The following is an 18,195-nucleotide window of genomic DNA, read 5'->3' as shown; positions in this document are numbered from 1 at the left end:
TATCGCTACTAAAACATTTGTGGATAATTATCAAGAAGTAATTATCCACAAGTTATATCAGTAAAGGTGACCGCCTTCGTACATCAAAGCAATTAATAACCAAACTACAAATACTGTTGGTATTAAAATAGACCAGATAAGCGTTTTCACTTCATGTTTCAAGTGCATAAATTCTCCTACGATGAAAAATGCTTTAACAATTGTCATTACAACGAAGATTGCAACTCTTGTATGATTAGCTGGTAAAGTAAATGCAATAACGAACTCTATAGCTGTAAGGATTAAAAGAATCCAAAACGTTTTCCAGATAGCCGCCGTTTGTGCCGGTGGAATTACTTTTTCATCAGCATGTGATGAATGATTATGTGATGCCATTATATTTTTAGATTAACAGTTATCGAATTATACAAGATAGAAGAATGTAAATACAAACACCCAAACTAAATCTACAAAGTGCCAGTAAAGACCTACTTTCTCAACCATTTCGTAGTGACCACGACGCTCGTACAAACCTGTAGCTGTGTTAAAGAAAATCAAGATATTTAAAATAACACCTGAGAATACGTGAGTTCCGTGAAATCCTGTAATAAAGAAGAATAAATCTGCAAATGCTGGAGGACCATAAGGGTTACGAGTCAAGTTTGCTCCTTCAATAGGATTTCCCAAAGCATCTTTTGCAGCTAAAGCTAAATCTGCTGGACCATGAATAAAGTGAGTCCATTCCCAAGCTTGTGAACCCAAGAAAGTAAAACCACCTACAATTGTCCAAAGCATCCATTTTTCAACATCAGCACGGTCGCCACGATGACCAGCTTCAACAGCTAATACCATTGTAACAGAACTGAAAATCAAAATGAAGGTCATGATTCCAACAAAAACCAATGGAGCCTCAACACCATGTAAAAATGGAACAGCTTCGAATACTTTATCAGGAATCGGCCAGTGAGCAGTTGAGAAGAAAAACTTTTCATGAACACCAGTGTATGCTTGCTGGCTAAAGCGAATCATACCGTAAGTTACCAATAAGGCTGAGAAAGTGAACGTATCTGAAAGTAAGAAAAACCACATCATTAGTTTTCCGTAACTAGCTTTCAAAGGTTCTGAACCACCCGACCATGTCAATTTTTCAGGAACGGCAGTAGCAGCGTGTAATGCAGACATCTTTTATAATTTGGGGTTTATTAATTATTTAAAAGTTCGCTAATTTAAACAGATTAACGATTAAAATACAAGAAAAAGAATAAATACAACCAGAGTATATCCAAAAAGTGCCAATAAGTTGCACATAATTGGATTCTAGTAAGGTTTTTAGATTCTGCCGTAAACTTAAACGATGAAACTAAAGAAACCAATAAAACTACTAATCCTGAAAATACATGTAAGCCATGTAAACCTACTAATACATAAATCCAAGAAGCAGCAACATCACTACCAGCAAAGTATAATTGATTCTCTATTAAATCAGAGAAACCTATTACTTGAGTGATTAAAAATACCAACCCGAACACAAAAGTAATAGAAATTGCTGTTTTGAGTGTATTGAATTTATTTTTTTTTGCAGCTCTTACTGCGAAAATCATTGAAATGCTACTTACAAAGAGAATGATTGTTGAATACCAAAAGATTTGAGGCATTTCAAACTCGTGCCATCTACCTTCTGCTTTTCTTACTAAATAACCTGAAGTCCATCCTGCAAACATCATGGTTATTGATACGATTGCTAACCAAAGCATAAATTTCTTTGGGTTCATCGAGAGCGTTTCTTCTGGCTCTCCTAGCTTTATATTGGCTAAATGTTCTTGTGTCATTATTTGTTAAATGTCAATTCTAAATCAAAATTATACCTTGTCCATCAAAAAAGCTATTTGCACGATTGGCAAATATATAAACGACCCAAACATCATCATTAATGCAGCTTTATCCGTTGGCTTAGACATCAAATAGAATGTCTGAGATAAAAACAAAACACCACATAATACGGCTACCATTGCTGAGTTTGTGCCAGTCATACCCAATAAATAAGGAACAAAACCACAAGGAACTAAAAAAATGGTGTACATCATCATCGTCAAAGCTGTTCTTAAATCTTTATGACCATTGTTCGGTAACATTTTAAAACCTGCTCTTTGGTAATCTTCATCAGCAACCCAAGCAATAGCCCAGAAATGAGGGAATTGCCAGAAAAACTGAATCGCAAATAAAATTCCGGGTTCTAATCCAAAATGATTTGTAGCTGCAACCCAACCAATCATCGGAGGAAAAGCTCCAGGAAAAGCTCCTACAAAAACTGAAATTGGTCCCACTCGTTTCAATGGTGTATATACAAAACCATAAAGTACAAAACTTAATAAGCCGAGTAAACCTGCTTTGTAATTAAATTCAATAAAGAGAATATATGATGAGATAATTAATAAAATAATACAGAATACAGTGGCTTCATTTACCGACAATCTACCTGTTGGTAATGGTCTGTTCTGTGTCCTTTTCATTAGTTTATCTAGCTCTTTTTCTTTAATCTGATTTACAATATTTGCTGCACCAGTAATGAAAAAACCGCCTAAACTAATATAAATTATTTTCTCCCAATCAATATGATCTACAGCTAAAGAATAACCAAATGCACCAGAAAATGCAACCAGTGCCGACAATCTAAATTTCAATAATTCGTAATATGCTTTCACTTTTAAAGCTATTCCGATAGGAATGTTTTCTTCTTTTGAGATCATTATACTTTATGAATATCAAATATTCATTTTAACCTAAATACTTCGCTAAAACTAGCTTTTACTTGCTTTAAACACTCGTTCAGCATTTATCAACAGATATACAATAAACTGTATTCCTAATGACAAAATAGCAAGCGTTAAATGAATGGGCTGAATAAATGCTGGCACACCAAAGTAAGCCATTATTATACCTGAGATAATTTCTATGATAACAATCGCTAAAAGTGCTACCATAAATTTATATGTCAAACCTTCTCTTTGGATATTCTTTTTCAGAAGCCAAATCAAATAGACATGAAGTCCAAGTATTAATAAAGAGTATGAACGATGTATAAAGAACGGCAAGCCCATTTGTTCAATCCAAGTATTTCTATCATAACCAAACAAAGGATTAGCCACTACTCTATCAATTGCTTCTCTTACTTGAGTTCCTAGTAATACTTGTGAAGTAGAAAGGACTAATGTTAAAACCAAAATCATATTCAATGTTGATTTCCGACTGATTGTTTCAATTGAAATTACTTCAGACCAAGCCCTAGCAATGGCATAAAGTAATACAAATACAACCAATACAGCTAACAACATGTGAAGTGTTACCACTCCTGGCTTCAAAAAAGAATCAACTACATACTTTCCTAATACTCCATTCGCCCCTATTAAAATAACGCCTAGAAACGATAAATATACAATTACTCTATCTTTCTTGAAGTAATAGAAAATCGAAGCTAAAAAGGTAGCAAATACAACTATTCCAGTAAAAGCACCTAATAATCTATTAGCGTACTCTATCCATGTCTTTGTTACATTAAATTCAACTTCCCCATGCAATTTTTCTGCATAAATTTCTTGGTAATTATGCGGAAGTTGGCTTACATCAGTTGGAGGTATTAGCATTCCAAAGCATTTTGGCCAATCTGGACAACCCATTCCTGAACCAGTACTTCTAACAATTCCACCAGCCAACACTAACAGGTAAATTGTAATAATTGTTAATATTCCTAATTTCCTAAAAAGCATCATTAGAATATTTAAACATTGAGAAACTAAATTCATTTAATACGAAATCGAAGTAAATGAATCTTCTAAAAAGAAAAATTGAGAATATATTAATTTAAGATAGCCTAAATTAACATATTCTCAATCTTAGAGGTTTTAACATCTTAATGACTGTAAGATGAATTTTGAATATCTAATAAATCTTCAATATCTTTTTCATGTGCAATCTCATCATTTTCCTCTGGTAAGTTAGATTCAGGTGTTGCTGAATACGGAACGTTCTGAGGAATAAAATCAACTGCTGAACCTGGTTTACTATAGTCATAAGCCCAACGATATACTGCTGGAATTTCACCTGGCCAGTTACCATGTACTGGTTCAACTGGAGTAGTCCATTCTAAAGTAGTAGAGTTCCAAGGGTTCTGAGGAGCTGTTTTTCCTTTGAAGATAGAATAAACAAAGTTGATTACAAAGATTACTTGTGCCGTGAATGTTAAAATAGCTGCAATTGAAATAAACATGTTCATATCAATAAAAGCTTCCATTCTACCATTACCTAAAGCCGTAAATGAATAATAACGACGTGGGAAACCTGCTAAGCCTACATAGTGCATTGGAAAGAATACACAATAAACACCGATGAAAGTTGCCCAGAAGTGAGCATAACCCATATTTTTATTCATCATTTTTCCAAACATTTTTGGAAACCAGTGATAAACTCCTGCCATCAATCCGAAGAAAGATGCAGCTCCCATTACTAAGTGGAAGTGAGCAACTACGAAGTAAGTATCGTGTAAGTTAATATCTAATGCAGCGTTCCCAAGAATAATACCAGTTAAACCACCTGAGATAAACAAAGATACAAGACCAATAGAGAACAACATCGCCGGAGTAAAGATGATATTACCTTTCCAAAGTGTTGTAATATAGTTAAATGCTTTAACCGCTGAAGGCACTGCAATAATCAACGTCAAGAACATAAATACCGAGCCAAGGAATGGATTCATACCTGTTACAAACATGTGGTGAGCCCATACAATAAATGCAAGCATTGTAATACCCATCATTGAACCAATCATCGCACGATAACCAAAGATTGGCTTACGAGAGTTAGTAGCAATAATTTCAGAAGTAATACCTAAAGCAGGAAGTAATACGATATATACTTCAGGGTGACCTAAGAACCAGAATAAGTGTTGGTATAAAATAGCCGAACCACCTACGTTTGGTAAAGCTTCACCACCAATATAGATTTCTGACAAATAGAACGATGTACCAAAGCTACGGTCGAAAATCAATAATAATGCAGCCGATAACAATACAGGGAAAGATAAAAGACCTAAAATCGCTGTAAAGAAGAATGCCCAGATTGTTAATGGTAATTTAGTAAACGACATTCCACGTGTACGAAGGTTGATAACTGTACAAATATAGTTAATACCTCCCATCAACTGTGAAACAATAAAGAATGTCATACTTGTTAACCACAAAGTCATCCCTAAGCCAGAACCTGGCATTGCTTGTGGTAAAGCACTTAATGGAGGATAAATTACCCAACCACCCGATGCTGGCCCCGTTTCAGTAAACAAAGAAGCAAACATGATTATTGATGCTAAAAAGAAGAACCAATAAGATAACATGTTGATAAAGCCAGAAGCCATATCTCTTGCTCCAATTTGAAGAGGAATCAAAAAGTTAGAGAAAGTACCAGACAAACCAGCAGTTAATACAAAGAATACCATGATGGTTCCGTGCATTGTAACAAGTGCTAAATAAAACTCTTTCTCAAGTTTTCCATCAACAATCCATTGACCTAATACTGGCTTTAACCAAGTTAAATCCATATCAGGGAATCCTAATTGCAAACGAAAAATAATTGACATCGCACCACCAAAAAACGCCCAAATAATACCAGAAATTAAGTACTGCTTAGCAATTGTTTTGTGGTCTTCTGAGAAAATATATTTTTGTACAAAGCCTAACTCGTGATGCTCGTGTTCATGCTCGTGTGTGTGAGCATCGGTAGCGTTTAGTGTCGCAGTTGCCATAATTAATAAAATTTATTCTTGTTGAATAAGTAGTTTAACGTAAAGATGCCGTTCCAGCTGTAACTGTCTCTGTTGCTGTAGTACTGTCTGTTTCAACAACTGGAGCTTCAATGTATTTTTGAGCTTTTGTTTTGAACTTTTCAGGAACTTTAGCTAGGTAATCAGGATTTTGAGTCAAGAAAGGTTTTTGTTGTTTACACCAAGCTGCATATTCATCTGGTTCATCAACAAAAACTGTAATTGCCATACCAAAGTGACCACTCCCACAGATTTCAGTACAGTTCAACTTGTAATTAAAATCAGGATTTCCTGTTTTATAACGCATCTCATCTGTTGAAATCGTTGGTACAAACCAGAATTTAGTTGGCATTCCTGGTACTGCATCCATCTTAACTCTTTGATAAGGTAGATAAACAGAGTGTAATACGTCTTGAGCTTTAATTTTCAATAATACAGGCACTCCTTTTGGAATATGCATTTCGTTGGCAGTAAAGTCATCAAATGATTTTTCATCTGTAAAATCAATGCCTATACTGTTTGTATTATCAATCAGCTTGTAGTTATTATTTCCCAGTTTATTGTCATCATTACCTGCATATCTAACATACCATCCGAACTGGTGACCTGTCACTTCAATTACAACAGCATTACCTGGTGCTTGTGAAGTAATGTCTCTCCAAGTTCTCCAGCCTGTAAATACAAGTACTGCCATTACAATAGCAGGAATAACTGTCCAGATAAGTTCTAACTTGTGATTAACAGGATAGAAAGTTGCAACATTTCCTTTTTTGTAACGATAGAGAAAAGGGAAGACAAACAAAAGAGCATTAGTAACAAAAAATGCGAAAGTAATTACACCCATTGAAATCCAAAACATACTATCCGTTTTAACACCATGTTCTGATGCTGCAACTGGTAAAAAGTCTGGTCTTGCGTGGAAAAACGACCATGCTGCACCAATAGAACCTAAAACCAAGAATATAATGAACCCAATTGCATTTAGATTATTAGCTCCGTCAACTGGTACATCAGCGTCTGTTTCAGTACCCTGAATACCTTTTGATAAAGCCATACTCTTGTTGACAATCATTATTGCCAAAATCAAGAATATTACTGACAAAAGTCCTATTAAATACGTCATGTTCGTAAATAAATTTTAATTATAAATTCTTAATAAAATGTTTATCAAAAATGTTTTTTGTGATAAAACATTTTTTTCAATATTAATAAAATTAAATGTCGTGATGAAGTGCTTCTTCTAAGAAAGGATGGTTTTTAGCGACTAAAGAAGCTTTCGTTAATTCACTTGAAACAATGTAAATGAATGCAGAAGCAAAAATAGTAACCATACCAAACTCTACTAATCCAAATCCACCGTGTGGACCAAGTACACCTGGCATAATCATTTGATAAAAGTCTAAATAATGACCTACCAAGATAAAGCAACAACAGATTTTCAAGAAAATAGCAGTTCTCTTTGCGTCACGAGTCATCATTACTAAGAATGGGAAAAAGAAGTTGAATACAACATTCAAAATTTCAGTAGCCTTGTAAAGCTTATCGTGTCCTTCCCAACGCTCCAAGAAATAAATAGTTTCTTCTGGGAAGTTAGCATAGTAAATCAATAAGAATTGCTCAAACCAAACGTAAGTCCAGAAAATAGAGAATGCAAACATAAATTTACCCAAATCGTGCAAATGGTTAAAATTCACATATTGCATATACCCTTTGTCTTTCAATAACAATACTGTTAAAGTAATAGTAGCTAAACCTGTAACATGCCATGAAGAGAACATATACCAACCGAACATCGTAGAGAACCAGTGTGTGTCAATAGACATAACCCAGTCCCAAGCAGACATTGAACTTGAAATACCCATTACTACAATAAACCCTGTAGCAATTTTCACCATATCGTAAAAATTAGTAGTACCTCCATTCAAATCTTCGTCAATTGATTTTTTACGCATCCAACTCCAAAGAAGTAACCAAAGCACAAAAAACACAACCATTCTTCCTAAGAAGAAACCAAAATTCAAATATCCAGATTTACCAGCAATAATTTTGTCGTAATGCTCGCTTCCTTTATCTGTAATTCCGTGGTGCATCCAGTGAAAAATGACATCTCCTTTTAAGATGAAAGTCAAAATTAAAATTGGACCTGTTATCATCAAAAAGCGTGGAAATGCCTCAGGAACTCTTTTTAAAACTGATGACCAACCTGCTTTAGCAAGGTATTGAATTGAAACGAAAAACATACCAATTACAGCAATACCTGTAAAATATACTCCGTTTAACCAAACGTTTGCCCAAATACGGTTCGTCCAGTCGTAATCTCCATGATGAGAAACTGCTCCGCCAGAAAGGTGTTCTCCGTGCTCAGCACCATGTTCAGCAGCAGCTTGAACTACTTCGTGCCCTTCACCACGTGATAACAAATAAATTCCAACTAGTAGAGCTACAACTCCAGCCACAAAAGCATAAATGATTCTCTTGCGACCCTCCGCCGTGAACTCAAAATATTCTTCGACGTTAGCTGGGGAAAAATGTGAATGTCCCGCCATTATACTATAAAGTTTGTAAGTTTGATTTTATACTTTTAAAGAGTTTGCAATGAAACTCCGAAATAATCTTTAGCAAGAAATACTATTGCTTTTGTAATTCATGAACATACAATACAATCTTCCAACGGTCAGCAGAAGAAATCTGTGAACCATGAGCCCACATTCTGCCTTTTCCATGTGTAATTGTATGATAAATATGTCCGTCATTTACATCTTTCAAAGCATCAGATGAATATACAGGCACACCTGCATATTTTTTTCCAACAAGACCATCCCCTTTTCCAGCCTCACCATGACAGTGCTGACAGAATCTTTCGTATTGTTCTTTTCCAGACTCAAGATTTTTCTCTGTCGGAGCAAAAGGATTACTTAACATAGCTTCAGAAGAAGCCATGTCTCCAGATTTAATGTTTCGAGCAATTAAATCCATTTGAAGTAATTTAGCGTTCACAGAATCACTTTGTGTTTTACCAAAATTACTACGAGGTACAGTTCCTTTTACAGGTAAACGCATATTCATTCCGTATGGATTAATATGGTTTGTATCTCCTTCTGACTGTGACATTGGCTCATATCCTACCGAATGATACATGTTAGGAGCAAATTCAGTACCTGGATCGTTATGTTTGTCTTTACAAGCAGTTAGTGATAATGCGATAACCCCACTTACTAAAAGACTTTTTGTTTTGTTAGTAAACATAATTTTAGAAATATTTTTTTCGTCAATCACTTAGAAATCATTTCAAGTGACATAAACTAAAATTGCTTAACGTTCACTTCGATTGCACCAGTTGCTTTCAAAATAGATTCGATTTCTGATTCTGACTTTTTATTATTTGCCATATTGACAGTCAAAATAAATCTATCATCTGTGCTTCTTAAATCGAAAGTTCTTGGTTTCTTACCTGGCCATAAGCTGTTTGATACTAAGAAAGTACCAACCATACCAAAGGCAGTAAACAATACTGTACCTTCAAATGAAACTGGAATCCAGTCTGGTAAAGCAAAGAAATCTTTACCCCCAATAATCATTGGCCAGTCGAAAACCATTGTATAGTTTATCAAAGAGAAAATACATGTTAAACCTAAACAACCGAATAAAAAGGCTGCGATAGGAATACGAGTACGTGGATGCCCAATTGCAACATCTAATCCGTGAATTGGGAATGGAGTATAAACTTCCTCGATTTTGATTCCGCTTTTCTTCACTGTTGTTACAGCTTGTAAGACTTCATCATCATCATCATATACTCCGACTAAATATCTTTCTGTTGAATCCATTGTTTGAATCTTTATTCTGTTTTGTGATTTGTAACTAGTAAAATGTTGAACTTAATTACTAGTGAACATTTTCTTTAGATTTTTCTCCCCCTTGTTTTTTCTTGAAAGGGTAGTTTGTTGAAACACCTTTCATTACAGACTTAACCTCGAACATATTGATTACAGGTAAGAATTTCGCAAACAAGAAGAATAATGTAAAGAATAATCCGAAAGAGAAAATATAATCACCAATATCATACATTGTTGGCGAGAACATAGCCCATGAAGAAGGGATATAATCACGGTGTAATGAAGAAACGATAATTACAAAACGTTCGAACCACATACCGATATTTACAATCACAGATAAAATGAATGAAACAAGGATACTTGTACGTAATTTTTTGAACCAGAAAAGTTGTGGAGAAATAACGTTACAGCTCATCATCATCCAATATGCCCACCAGTAAGGTCCAGTAGCACGGTTAACGAAACAGTAACTTTCATACTCTACTCCTGAATACCAAGCAATGAAGAATTCCGTTAAATAAGCAATACCTACGATTGAACCTGTAACAGTAATGATGATGTTCATCATTTCGATGTGCTCAATTGTGATATAATCTTCTAGTTTGAATACTACACGAGTAATCAATAATAAAGATTGTACCATTGCAAAACCTGAGAAAATCGCACCAGCAACGAAGTATGGAGGGAAAATAGTTGTATGCCATCCTGGAATTACAGAAGTTGCAAAGTCCATTGATACAATCGTGTGTACAGAAAGTACAAGTGGCGTTGAAATACCTGCAAGAATTAAAGATACGTATTCATAACGTGCCCAAGTTTTTGCTGAACCATTCCAACCTAAACTAAACAAACCGTACCAGAATTTAGAAGCTTTAGTTTGTGCTCTATCACGAATTGTTGCTAAATCCGGAACAAGTCCTAAATACCAGAATACTAATGATACTGAAAGGTAAGTTGAGATAGCGAAAACGTCCCAAACTAATGGAGAGTTGAAGTTTACCCAAAGTGAACCAAATGTATTTGGCAAAGGTAATGCCCAGTGGAATAACCAAGGACGACCCATGTGAGCCAAGATAAATGAAGCAGCACAAAGTACGGCAAAAATTGTCATTGCTTCAGCAGCACGGTTAATAGATGTTCTCCATTTCTGACGGAACAATAAAAGTACTGCAGAAATCAAAGTACCAGCGTGCCCAATACCTACCCACCATACGAAGTTGGTAATATCCCAAGCCCAGCCAACTGTTTTATTTAAGCCCCAGACTCCGATTCCTTGCCACCATGTCCAGAATAGACAATAAGCACCGTAAGCAAAAACTACGAGAGATACTCCGAAAGCAATTTTCCATTCCTTCGTTGGAGCCCCTTCTACTTGCTTACAAATATCATTTGTAACGTCGTGATAAGATTTACCGCCTGAAACGAGGGTTTCTCTTATGGGTGATACTACGTGCGACATATTTTAATATTTGATAGTTTTAATTTCAGTGATGGATCAAAAAAAATGATTGAAGAGTAAAATCTATTTATAAATATTACTCTTCAATATCATTCTGACAATATTATGCGTGTTCTTTATGCTCAGCTTTAGCCTCTTCTTTTTTAACTACTTCATCCTTGTTACGGATTTTCACTAAGTAAGAAATACTTGGCTTAACATTAATTTCTTCGATTACACCAAATGCACGGCCTTTACGTTCTACTGCTAATAATTTTGAGATTTCTGATGTTTCATCATTCATATCTCCAAAAGTAATAGCATTAGTTGGACAAGACTGAGAACAAGCAGTTTGGATTTCTCCATCTTTTGGTCTTCTCTTTTCTTTCTTCGCTTCTAATTTACCTGCTTGGATACGTTGAACACACATTGAGCATTTTTCCATAACTCCACGTGAACGAACTGTTACGTCTGGGTTAATCACCATACGACCTAAATCGTTGTTGAAGTGGAAATCATACTCATCTGTTTGATAATAACGGAACCAGTTGAAACGACGAACTTTATATGGACAGTTGTTAGCACAGTAACGTGTACCGATACAACGGTTGTAAGTCATTTGGTTAAGTCCTTCTGTAGAGTGAGTAGTTGCCAATACTGGACAAACTGTTTCACAAGGAGCGTTATTACAGTGTTGACATAACATTGGTTGAAATACAACTTCTGGATTTTCAGAAGCATATTCTAATCCTTTTACATCTTCCACATCAGCATCAGAAGAATAATAACGGTCGATACGCATCCAGTGCATTTCACGACGGTTAATTACTTCTTGACGACCAACTACTGCAATATTATTTTCAGCATTACAAGAAACCACACAAGCTGAACAACCAGTACATGTGTTAAGGTCAATGACCATACCCCATGCGTGATTATTATATTTGTGACCATTCCACAATGTAATGTCTAATGCACTTTTCTTACCTTCTGCTGTTGAAATTTCTGGTTTGAAACGACCAGCTTCTACATTTTTCTTGTAAGCACCTAGTACAGTTTCTTGAACTACAGCCTCACGAGCCATTACTGTATTGTGAGTTTGCGTACGAGCAATTTTAGCAGTTTCGCCTGTTGCTTTTACTTGAACATCACCTACATTGAAGTAAGCGATATTTCCATTAACAACTGAAGCAAATGGATAAGCGTTGACACCTACACCATCAGCAGATTTACCAGCTTTAGTGCGTCCGTAACCTATAGCGATAGCTACTGTATCGTTTGCCTGACCTGGTTGAACAATGAACGGTAACTTAACAGATTTACCATTTACTGTTACTTCTACTTCAAGCGTATCTAATTCTACTTCTTGTTCTAAAGCTAATTTTTTAGCCGTTGCTAAAGATACAGTGGCATAATTACCCCAACATGCTTTAGAAACTGGCTCTGGACATTCTTGTAACCAAGGGTTATTTGCCTGAGAACCAGAACCCATAATTACTTTTTCATAAATAGCTAATTCCATTTTATCAGAAGTAGCTTTATAGTTTTTAGCAACTAAAGTAGCAGCTTCTGCAAGATTTACAGCTGGTGTTACTGCAGAAACAGTTGAACCTAACTCATAAATACCATCGTGCAATACTTTAGACCAAGCAACTTTTCCGCCTAAAATTGCAGACCAACTATTTTCAAGATAAGTAGCATAGTCTCCGTTCAATCCTGCCCATGTTAAGAAGCTAGATTGTGCTTGACGAGTCTTGAAAATTGTTAAGATAGTAGGCTGAATGAATGAGAAGTAACCTTTCTTAGGTTCTGAATCATTCCAAGATTCTAAATAATGAGAATCTGGAGTACTATATTTACAAAGTGAACCTGTTTCGTCTGCTCTGTCGTTAGTTGAAATCGTTAATCCAATTTTTGGTAATGCTTCTGCTAATTCTGCTCCACGTGGGTGGTTATACACTGGATTAGCATTATAGAAGATTACTGCAGCAATTTGACCAGCTTTCGCTTCAGAAATAAAGCTATTCATTGCTGAATCTGAACCTGAACGATAGTTTACAGGAGAACCTGCATCAATAGTCGTTCCGTAAGATCCTAACAAACTGTTGATAGCAACAATAATTGACTGAACCGCTGGATCATTTGAACCAGAAACAACCAATGATGCACCTTTAGTTGCTACTAAGTCAGCAGCAGCTTTATCAAGATGATCAACTTTTACAGTTGAAGTAGCAATCGTTGTAGCACCAAGTTTAGAAGCTACTGCATTGTAAAGTGAAGCTACAACTAAACCTTCTTGCGATGGTTTATAAGTTGCACGATAATCTGAATTAGCACCAGTCATAGACATGATAGTCTCAAACTGATAATGACGAGACATCTCTTTGTTTCCACCTTCAGCAGAGCTAACTCTACGAGTTTTAGCCCATTGTTCTGAAAATTCATCTCCTGATAACCAAGTTCCTAAGAAATCAGCACCGATAGAAACAATCGTTTTTGCTTTACTAAAATCAAAACTTGGTAAAATACCTCCGTTTGCTTGTGCAAGACCAGACAACGAGTTAGCATCATAAGTTACTAATTGTGTTGTAGGATATTTTGCAATAAACTCAGAGATTACTTTTTTGGTAGTTGGTGATAAAATTGTATTTGATACAATTCTAATCTGTCCACCTTTAGCTGCTACTTTAGTAAGTTCTGAAATAATTTCTTTGTCAGCTACTTTCCAGTCTGCACTAGCTCCTGCAATTAAAGCACCTTTTAACTTTTCGTTGTCATAAAGACTTAAAACAGAAGCATGAACACGAGCAGAAATACCTTTTGTAAGAGATGACTGAGGGTTTACTTCAATTTTAATTGGACGACCTTCACGAGTTTTAACTAATACCGAAGCATAGTCACCACCATCTGTAAAAGTAGATGCATACCAGTTTGCAATCGTTGGTTCTACATCTTCTGGTTTGTTCAAATAAGGGATAGTCTTTTTTACTGGCGCTTCGCAAGCTGCCAAAGTAACTGCTGATACTCCAAAACCAAGTACTTTTAAAAAGTCACGGCGATTGGTGTTTGTACCATCAATAATAGCTTCTCCTTTTTCATCCGTTGTAGGGGCATCTCCAAATTCACGATGAGCATACTTTACAAATTCTGCTTCATTGGTTAATTCCTCAAGCCCTCTCCAATATCGTTTTGTATTATTTTCCATATATCTAATATGTATAACGAAATATCTTGATTATAAACTTAAAATGTCAATACTGAAAATCATTTTGATTAATAGTGACATTTTGAACACTCTAAACCTCCGATGTTTTGAACTTTCAAAGGTTCTTTGTTTTCTTTATTGTGTAATTCTACCAATTTGTCGTAGTAAGCGTTGTCTTTAGTGTTTACTTCTGTCTTTCTGTGACAGTCGATACACCAACCCATCGTTAATGATGAACGTTGTTCAACCACTTCCATTTTGTTGATTTCACCATGACAATTAGTACACTCCAAACCACCAACATTTGTGTGTTGAGAGTGATTGAAATAAGCTAAATCTGGCAAATTGTGTACTCTAACCCATTGAATCGGCTCGTCGTTTTCTAAAGAACGATAGATTTTTTGAATTTCAGGAGACTCACGTTTGATAACATTATGGCAGTTCATACAAATGTTTGCAGAAGGAATGTTTGCACCTTTTCCTTTATAAACACCTGTATGACAGTAATTACAATTGATTTCGTACTGACCAGCATGTAATTTGTGCGAGAATTGAATTGGTTGCTCTGGAGCATAACCTTGGTGAATACCAACTCCATAAGCAGTATCGATAGTAGCTTTACCTATCAAAAGAGTGATTAACAAAGCTGCACCCGTTTTGAAAGCACTATTTGCAGCTAACTTCTTTCCATTTTCAGCAATTTTCTGAAAGAAAGGAACATTTTTAGCTTCATCTGAATTAGGATCTACAGAAGCTAATTTTGAAAGAGAAGAAACAATTGATAATAACGCAACTAAAACAAGAATCATTACGCCTAACAATGCTACTAAAATATATTGCATCATTCCACCGTTTGAAGAACCTTCTGCCGGAGTAGTTGCTACTGCTCCACCTTCTCCTGCTACTGGAGCTGCTGGTGCCGCCTGTGCATCAATGTAAGCAATAACACTTTTGATTTGATCTTCAGAATAGTTTGGATAAGCAGTCATCTGAGCTTGATTGAACTTCTTAAAAAGATCGTTCGCATATTTGTCGCCAGATGCAATTACGGCCTGAGGATTGTGTACCCATTTAACAATCCAATCCAAGGGTCTTCTTTCACCAATCCCCTTCAATCCAGGACCAACTAGGGTCTCATCGCTTGTATTGTGACAAGCTGCACAGTTGTTTTTGAAAATTTGTTCACCCTCGGCTACGTCTTGTGCGTTAACATTCACAGTTGCGGCGAAGAAGCCTAAAACTGCCGTTAGTGCAACAATTTTCAAGCGTTTCATGGTTATCATAATCGTTTTATAACAGAACATTTATATTAAAATACAAGATTTAATTCAATTCTTTCAATTATCTCAACTTGATTACTCTTTCAGTAAATTAGAGACACAAGTTCATTTTTCCCTGCAATATTATCAATTAGACACTTTTGCGGGTCACAAAAGTACAATTGGATTATTTATGAACCAATTAATTCAATGTGCATTTTTTGCAAATTTCGTATCGCTCTTATCAATTTAGAATCTTTCTAAGCAAGGGCATAATTTAGCCACTTTATCGTATTGAAATTTACGCTGATTCGTTTGTACAATATCAAGACCACCCTTATATCTAAATTAACCGCTCATAAAGGTAATAAAGAATTGATTTTTTGCAGTACGAAAACAATATTTAGATTGATTTTATATAAGTAAAATTACCCTAAAGAATTAACTAAATTCTAACACAAAAGTTATCATCCATCAAAAGATACAAAAAAAGCCTTTTAGCGAATGCTAAAAGGCTTTTGAATCTGAGGTCTCGAGCGGATTCGAACCGCTGTGGAAGCTTTTGCAGAGCTCTGCCTAGCCACTCGGCCACAAGACCATTTGATTGGAGTGCAAAATTAATAGAAAAAAGATTAAAACAAAAGTATCATTGACATTTATCTGTAATCTTTTTCAAAAAAGAAGCTTTATTTAATATAACTTATTGGCTTAAAGCACCTTAAAACATTATCAAATTAGTAAGTTTAGAGTGTAAATAACAAAAAAACGACCTATCAGCAAAGCCAATAGGTCGTTTTTACATTCATTAAGGAAAAAGACTATTCAGCAGTATTTGCTTTTTTATCTAATTTCTTTTTTGCCTCTTCACGAGCTGAATCTTCCATTTGAGCTTTCAATGCTGAAAGAGCATCTAAATCACCTAAAGTAGATTTTTCAGTATTATCAGCTAATTTCTGTACGTCTTTAGCTGTTTTCTTTTTCTCTTCAACAACTGCTTCTTCTTTAGCATCGTTGTAAACTCTCAAGTGAGAAAGAACAATTTTACGATCTTCTTTTTGGAATTCAATTACTTTGAAATCTAATTGTTCACCGATTTCAGCAACTGAACCATCTTCTTTCGCTAATTGCTTCAATGGAGCGAATCCTTCGATTCCGTAAGGTAACTCTAAAGTAGCTCCTTTATCATTCTTCGCAACGATTGTAGATTTATGTACTGAACCTACTGTGAAGATTGATTCGAAAGTATCCCAAGGGTTTTCTTCCAATTGCTTATGTCCTAAAGCTAAACGACGGTTGTCAGCATCTAATTCAAGAACGATAACATCTAATTTTTCGCCAACTTTAACGAATTCAGATGGATGCTTGATTTTCTTAGTCCAAGACAAGTCAGATACGTGAACCAAACCATCAATACCTTCTTCTAATTCAAGGAATAAACCAAAGTTTGTTAAGTTACGAACAGTACCAGTATGTTTAGAACCGATAGCATAACGAGCTAACAAATCTTGTTTAGTCCAAGGATCTTCAGTCAATTGTTTGATACCTAATGACATTTTACGTTCAGAACGATCAAGTGTCAATACTACCGCTTCAATTAAATCACCAACTTTCAAGAAGTCTTGTGGGTTACGCAAATGTTGCGACCAAGACATTTCTGAAACGTGGATTAAACCTTCAACACCTTGAGTGATTTCTAAGAATGCACCGTAATCAGCAACGTTTACAACTTTACCTTTTACTTTAGAACCAACTTCAGTTGTTTCTGCTAAAGCATCCCAAGGGTGAGCTTGCAATTGTTTCATACCCAATGAAATACGTTTCTTGTTCTCATCGAAGTCCAAAACAACCACTTGGATTTTTTGGTCAAGTTTAAGCATTTCTTGTGGGTGGTTGATACGACCCCATGAAATATCTGTAATGTGAAGTAAACCATCTACACCACCCAAGTCGATGAACACACCGAAGTTAGTCATGTTTTTGATTACACCTTCAAGTACTTGTCCTTTTTCAAGGTTAGTCAAGATAGACTGGCGTTGTTGCTCAAGGTCTTTCTCGATTAATACTTTATGAGATACAACTACGTTATCGTTAGCGTGGTTAATTTTAACCACTTTCACTTCCATTTTCTTTCCAACAAAGATGTCGAAATCACGGATTGGTTTCACATCAATTTGTGAACCTGGTAAGAATGCTTCTACACCATAGATATCCACGATTAAACCACCTTTAGTACGACGTTTCACGAAACCATCAATAACGATGTCTTGTTCAAGAGCATCTTCGATGTTTTTCCAAGCAGTCATTACTTTAGCTAATTTACGAGAAAGAATCAATTGACCTGATTTGTCTTCTTGGTTTTCTACGTAAACATCTACTACATCACCTACTTTCAAATCAGGCATATCTCTGAATTCAGAGGTTGGTACAAGACCATCTGATTTGAAACCAATATTCAAGATAATTTCACGGTCAGTAATCCCTACGACTGTTCCTTTTACTACTTGTTTCTCAGTAACTAAATTTAAAGTTTCCTCGATTAGAGCCTCCATTTGAGCTCTTTGCTCAGCAGAATAACCTCCACCGATACCTTTTGTGCCGACTACATCCCAGTCGAAATCTGCTAATTGGTTAGCCATGTGTTTGATTAAAAGCCCTTTATACATCAACGT

At 35.6% G+C, this 18,195-nt stretch carries 14 protein-coding genes and 1 tRNA gene; all 15 read right to left on the bottom strand.

Going from position 1 to position 18,195, the window contains the following annotated elements; all coding sequences use genetic code 11:
* Positions 1-57 precede the first annotated feature (57 nt).
* The 15 genes from HNP25_RS01945 to rpsA all read right to left on the bottom strand — a co-directional run bounded on the left by HNP25_RS01945 (position 58) and on the right by rpsA (position 18,162).
* A complete protein-coding gene (locus HNP25_RS01945; protein ID WP_184129456.1) occupies positions 58-375 on the bottom strand; it encodes a cytochrome C oxidase subunit IV family protein in 318 nt (105 codons plus the stop codon).
* A 27-nt stretch (positions 376-402) separates the two neighbouring features.
* A complete protein-coding gene (locus HNP25_RS01940; protein ID WP_184129454.1) occupies positions 403-1,161 on the bottom strand; it encodes a cytochrome c oxidase subunit 3 in 759 nt (252 codons plus the stop codon).
* Positions 1,162-1,214: 53 nt separating this feature from the next.
* Positions 1,215-1,808: a cytochrome c oxidase subunit 3 gene (locus HNP25_RS01935; protein ID WP_229202763.1), complete on the bottom strand. Its 594-nt coding sequence runs from the start codon at positions 1,806-1,808 to the stop codon at positions 1,215-1,217.
* A 30-nt stretch (positions 1,809-1,838) separates the two neighbouring features.
* Positions 1,839-2,726 (bottom strand): heme o synthase, encoded by an 888-nt coding sequence (gene cyoE / locus HNP25_RS01930; protein WP_184129451.1) that lies wholly within the window; start codon positions 2,724-2,726, stop codon positions 1,839-1,841.
* Positions 2,727-2,777: 51 nt separating this feature from the next.
* The gene (locus tag HNP25_RS01925; RefSeq protein WP_184129448.1) at positions 2,778-3,779 is read right to left on the bottom strand and encodes a COX15/CtaA family protein; all 1,002 of its coding nucleotides are present in this window, start codon (positions 3,777-3,779) and stop codon (positions 2,778-2,780) included.
* Positions 3,780-3,886: 107 nt separating this feature from the next.
* Positions 3,887-5,770, bottom strand: coding sequence for a cytochrome c oxidase subunit I (locus HNP25_RS01920; protein WP_184129445.1), 1,884 nt, complete (start codon positions 5,768-5,770; stop codon positions 3,887-3,889).
* Positions 5,771-5,804: 34 nt separating this feature from the next.
* On the bottom strand, positions 5,805-6,911 hold the full coding sequence (locus tag HNP25_RS01915; RefSeq protein WP_184129442.1) for a cytochrome c oxidase subunit II: 1,107 nt from the start codon (positions 6,909-6,911) through the stop codon (positions 5,805-5,807).
* A 91-nt stretch (positions 6,912-7,002) separates the two neighbouring features.
* Positions 7,003-8,334 (bottom strand): quinol:cytochrome C oxidoreductase, encoded by a 1,332-nt coding sequence (locus HNP25_RS01910; protein WP_184129439.1) that lies wholly within the window; start codon positions 8,332-8,334, stop codon positions 7,003-7,005.
* A gap of 82 nt (positions 8,335-8,416) precedes the next feature.
* Complete coding sequence (locus tag HNP25_RS01905; RefSeq protein ID WP_184129436.1) at positions 8,417-9,034, bottom strand: c-type cytochrome; 618 nt, start codon at positions 9,032-9,034, stop codon at positions 8,417-8,419.
* A gap of 56 nt (positions 9,035-9,090) precedes the next feature.
* Complete coding sequence (locus HNP25_RS01900) at positions 9,091-9,615, bottom strand: DUF3341 domain-containing protein (RefSeq protein ID WP_184129433.1); 525 nt, start codon at positions 9,613-9,615, stop codon at positions 9,091-9,093.
* Between the two features lie 58 nt (positions 9,616-9,673).
* Complete coding sequence (nrfD, locus tag HNP25_RS01895; RefSeq protein ID WP_184129429.1) at positions 9,674-11,083, bottom strand: NrfD/PsrC family molybdoenzyme membrane anchor subunit; 1,410 nt, start codon at positions 11,081-11,083, stop codon at positions 9,674-9,676.
* A 103-nt stretch (positions 11,084-11,186) separates the two neighbouring features.
* The gene (locus tag HNP25_RS01890; RefSeq protein WP_184129426.1) at positions 11,187-14,267 is read right to left on the bottom strand and encodes a TAT-variant-translocated molybdopterin oxidoreductase; all 3,081 of its coding nucleotides are present in this window, start codon (positions 14,265-14,267) and stop codon (positions 11,187-11,189) included.
* Between the two features lie 68 nt (positions 14,268-14,335).
* Positions 14,336-15,541 carry a c-type cytochrome gene (locus HNP25_RS01885; protein ID WP_229202762.1) on the bottom strand — a complete coding sequence of 402 codons (1,206 nt, stop codon included), beginning with the start codon at positions 15,539-15,541 and terminating at the stop codon, positions 14,336-14,338.
* A 512-nt stretch (positions 15,542-16,053) separates the two neighbouring features.
* Positions 16,054-16,124, bottom strand: a tRNA-Cys gene (locus tag HNP25_RS01880).
* 220 nt (positions 16,125-16,344) lie between these two features.
* Positions 16,345-18,162 carry a 30S ribosomal protein S1 gene (gene rpsA, locus HNP25_RS01875; protein WP_184129420.1) on the bottom strand — a complete coding sequence of 606 codons (1,818 nt, stop codon included), beginning with the start codon at positions 18,160-18,162 and terminating at the stop codon, positions 16,345-16,347.
* Positions 18,163-18,195: the final 33 nt, after the last annotated feature.

The sequence above is a fragment of the Arcicella rosea genome (assembly GCF_014204325.1).
Classification (GTDB): domain Bacteria; phylum Bacteroidota; class Bacteroidia; order Cytophagales; family Spirosomataceae; genus Arcicella; species Arcicella rosea_A.
The sequence above is the reverse complement of the archived record's forward strand: the minus strand, read 5'-3'. Positions and strand labels throughout refer to the sequence as shown.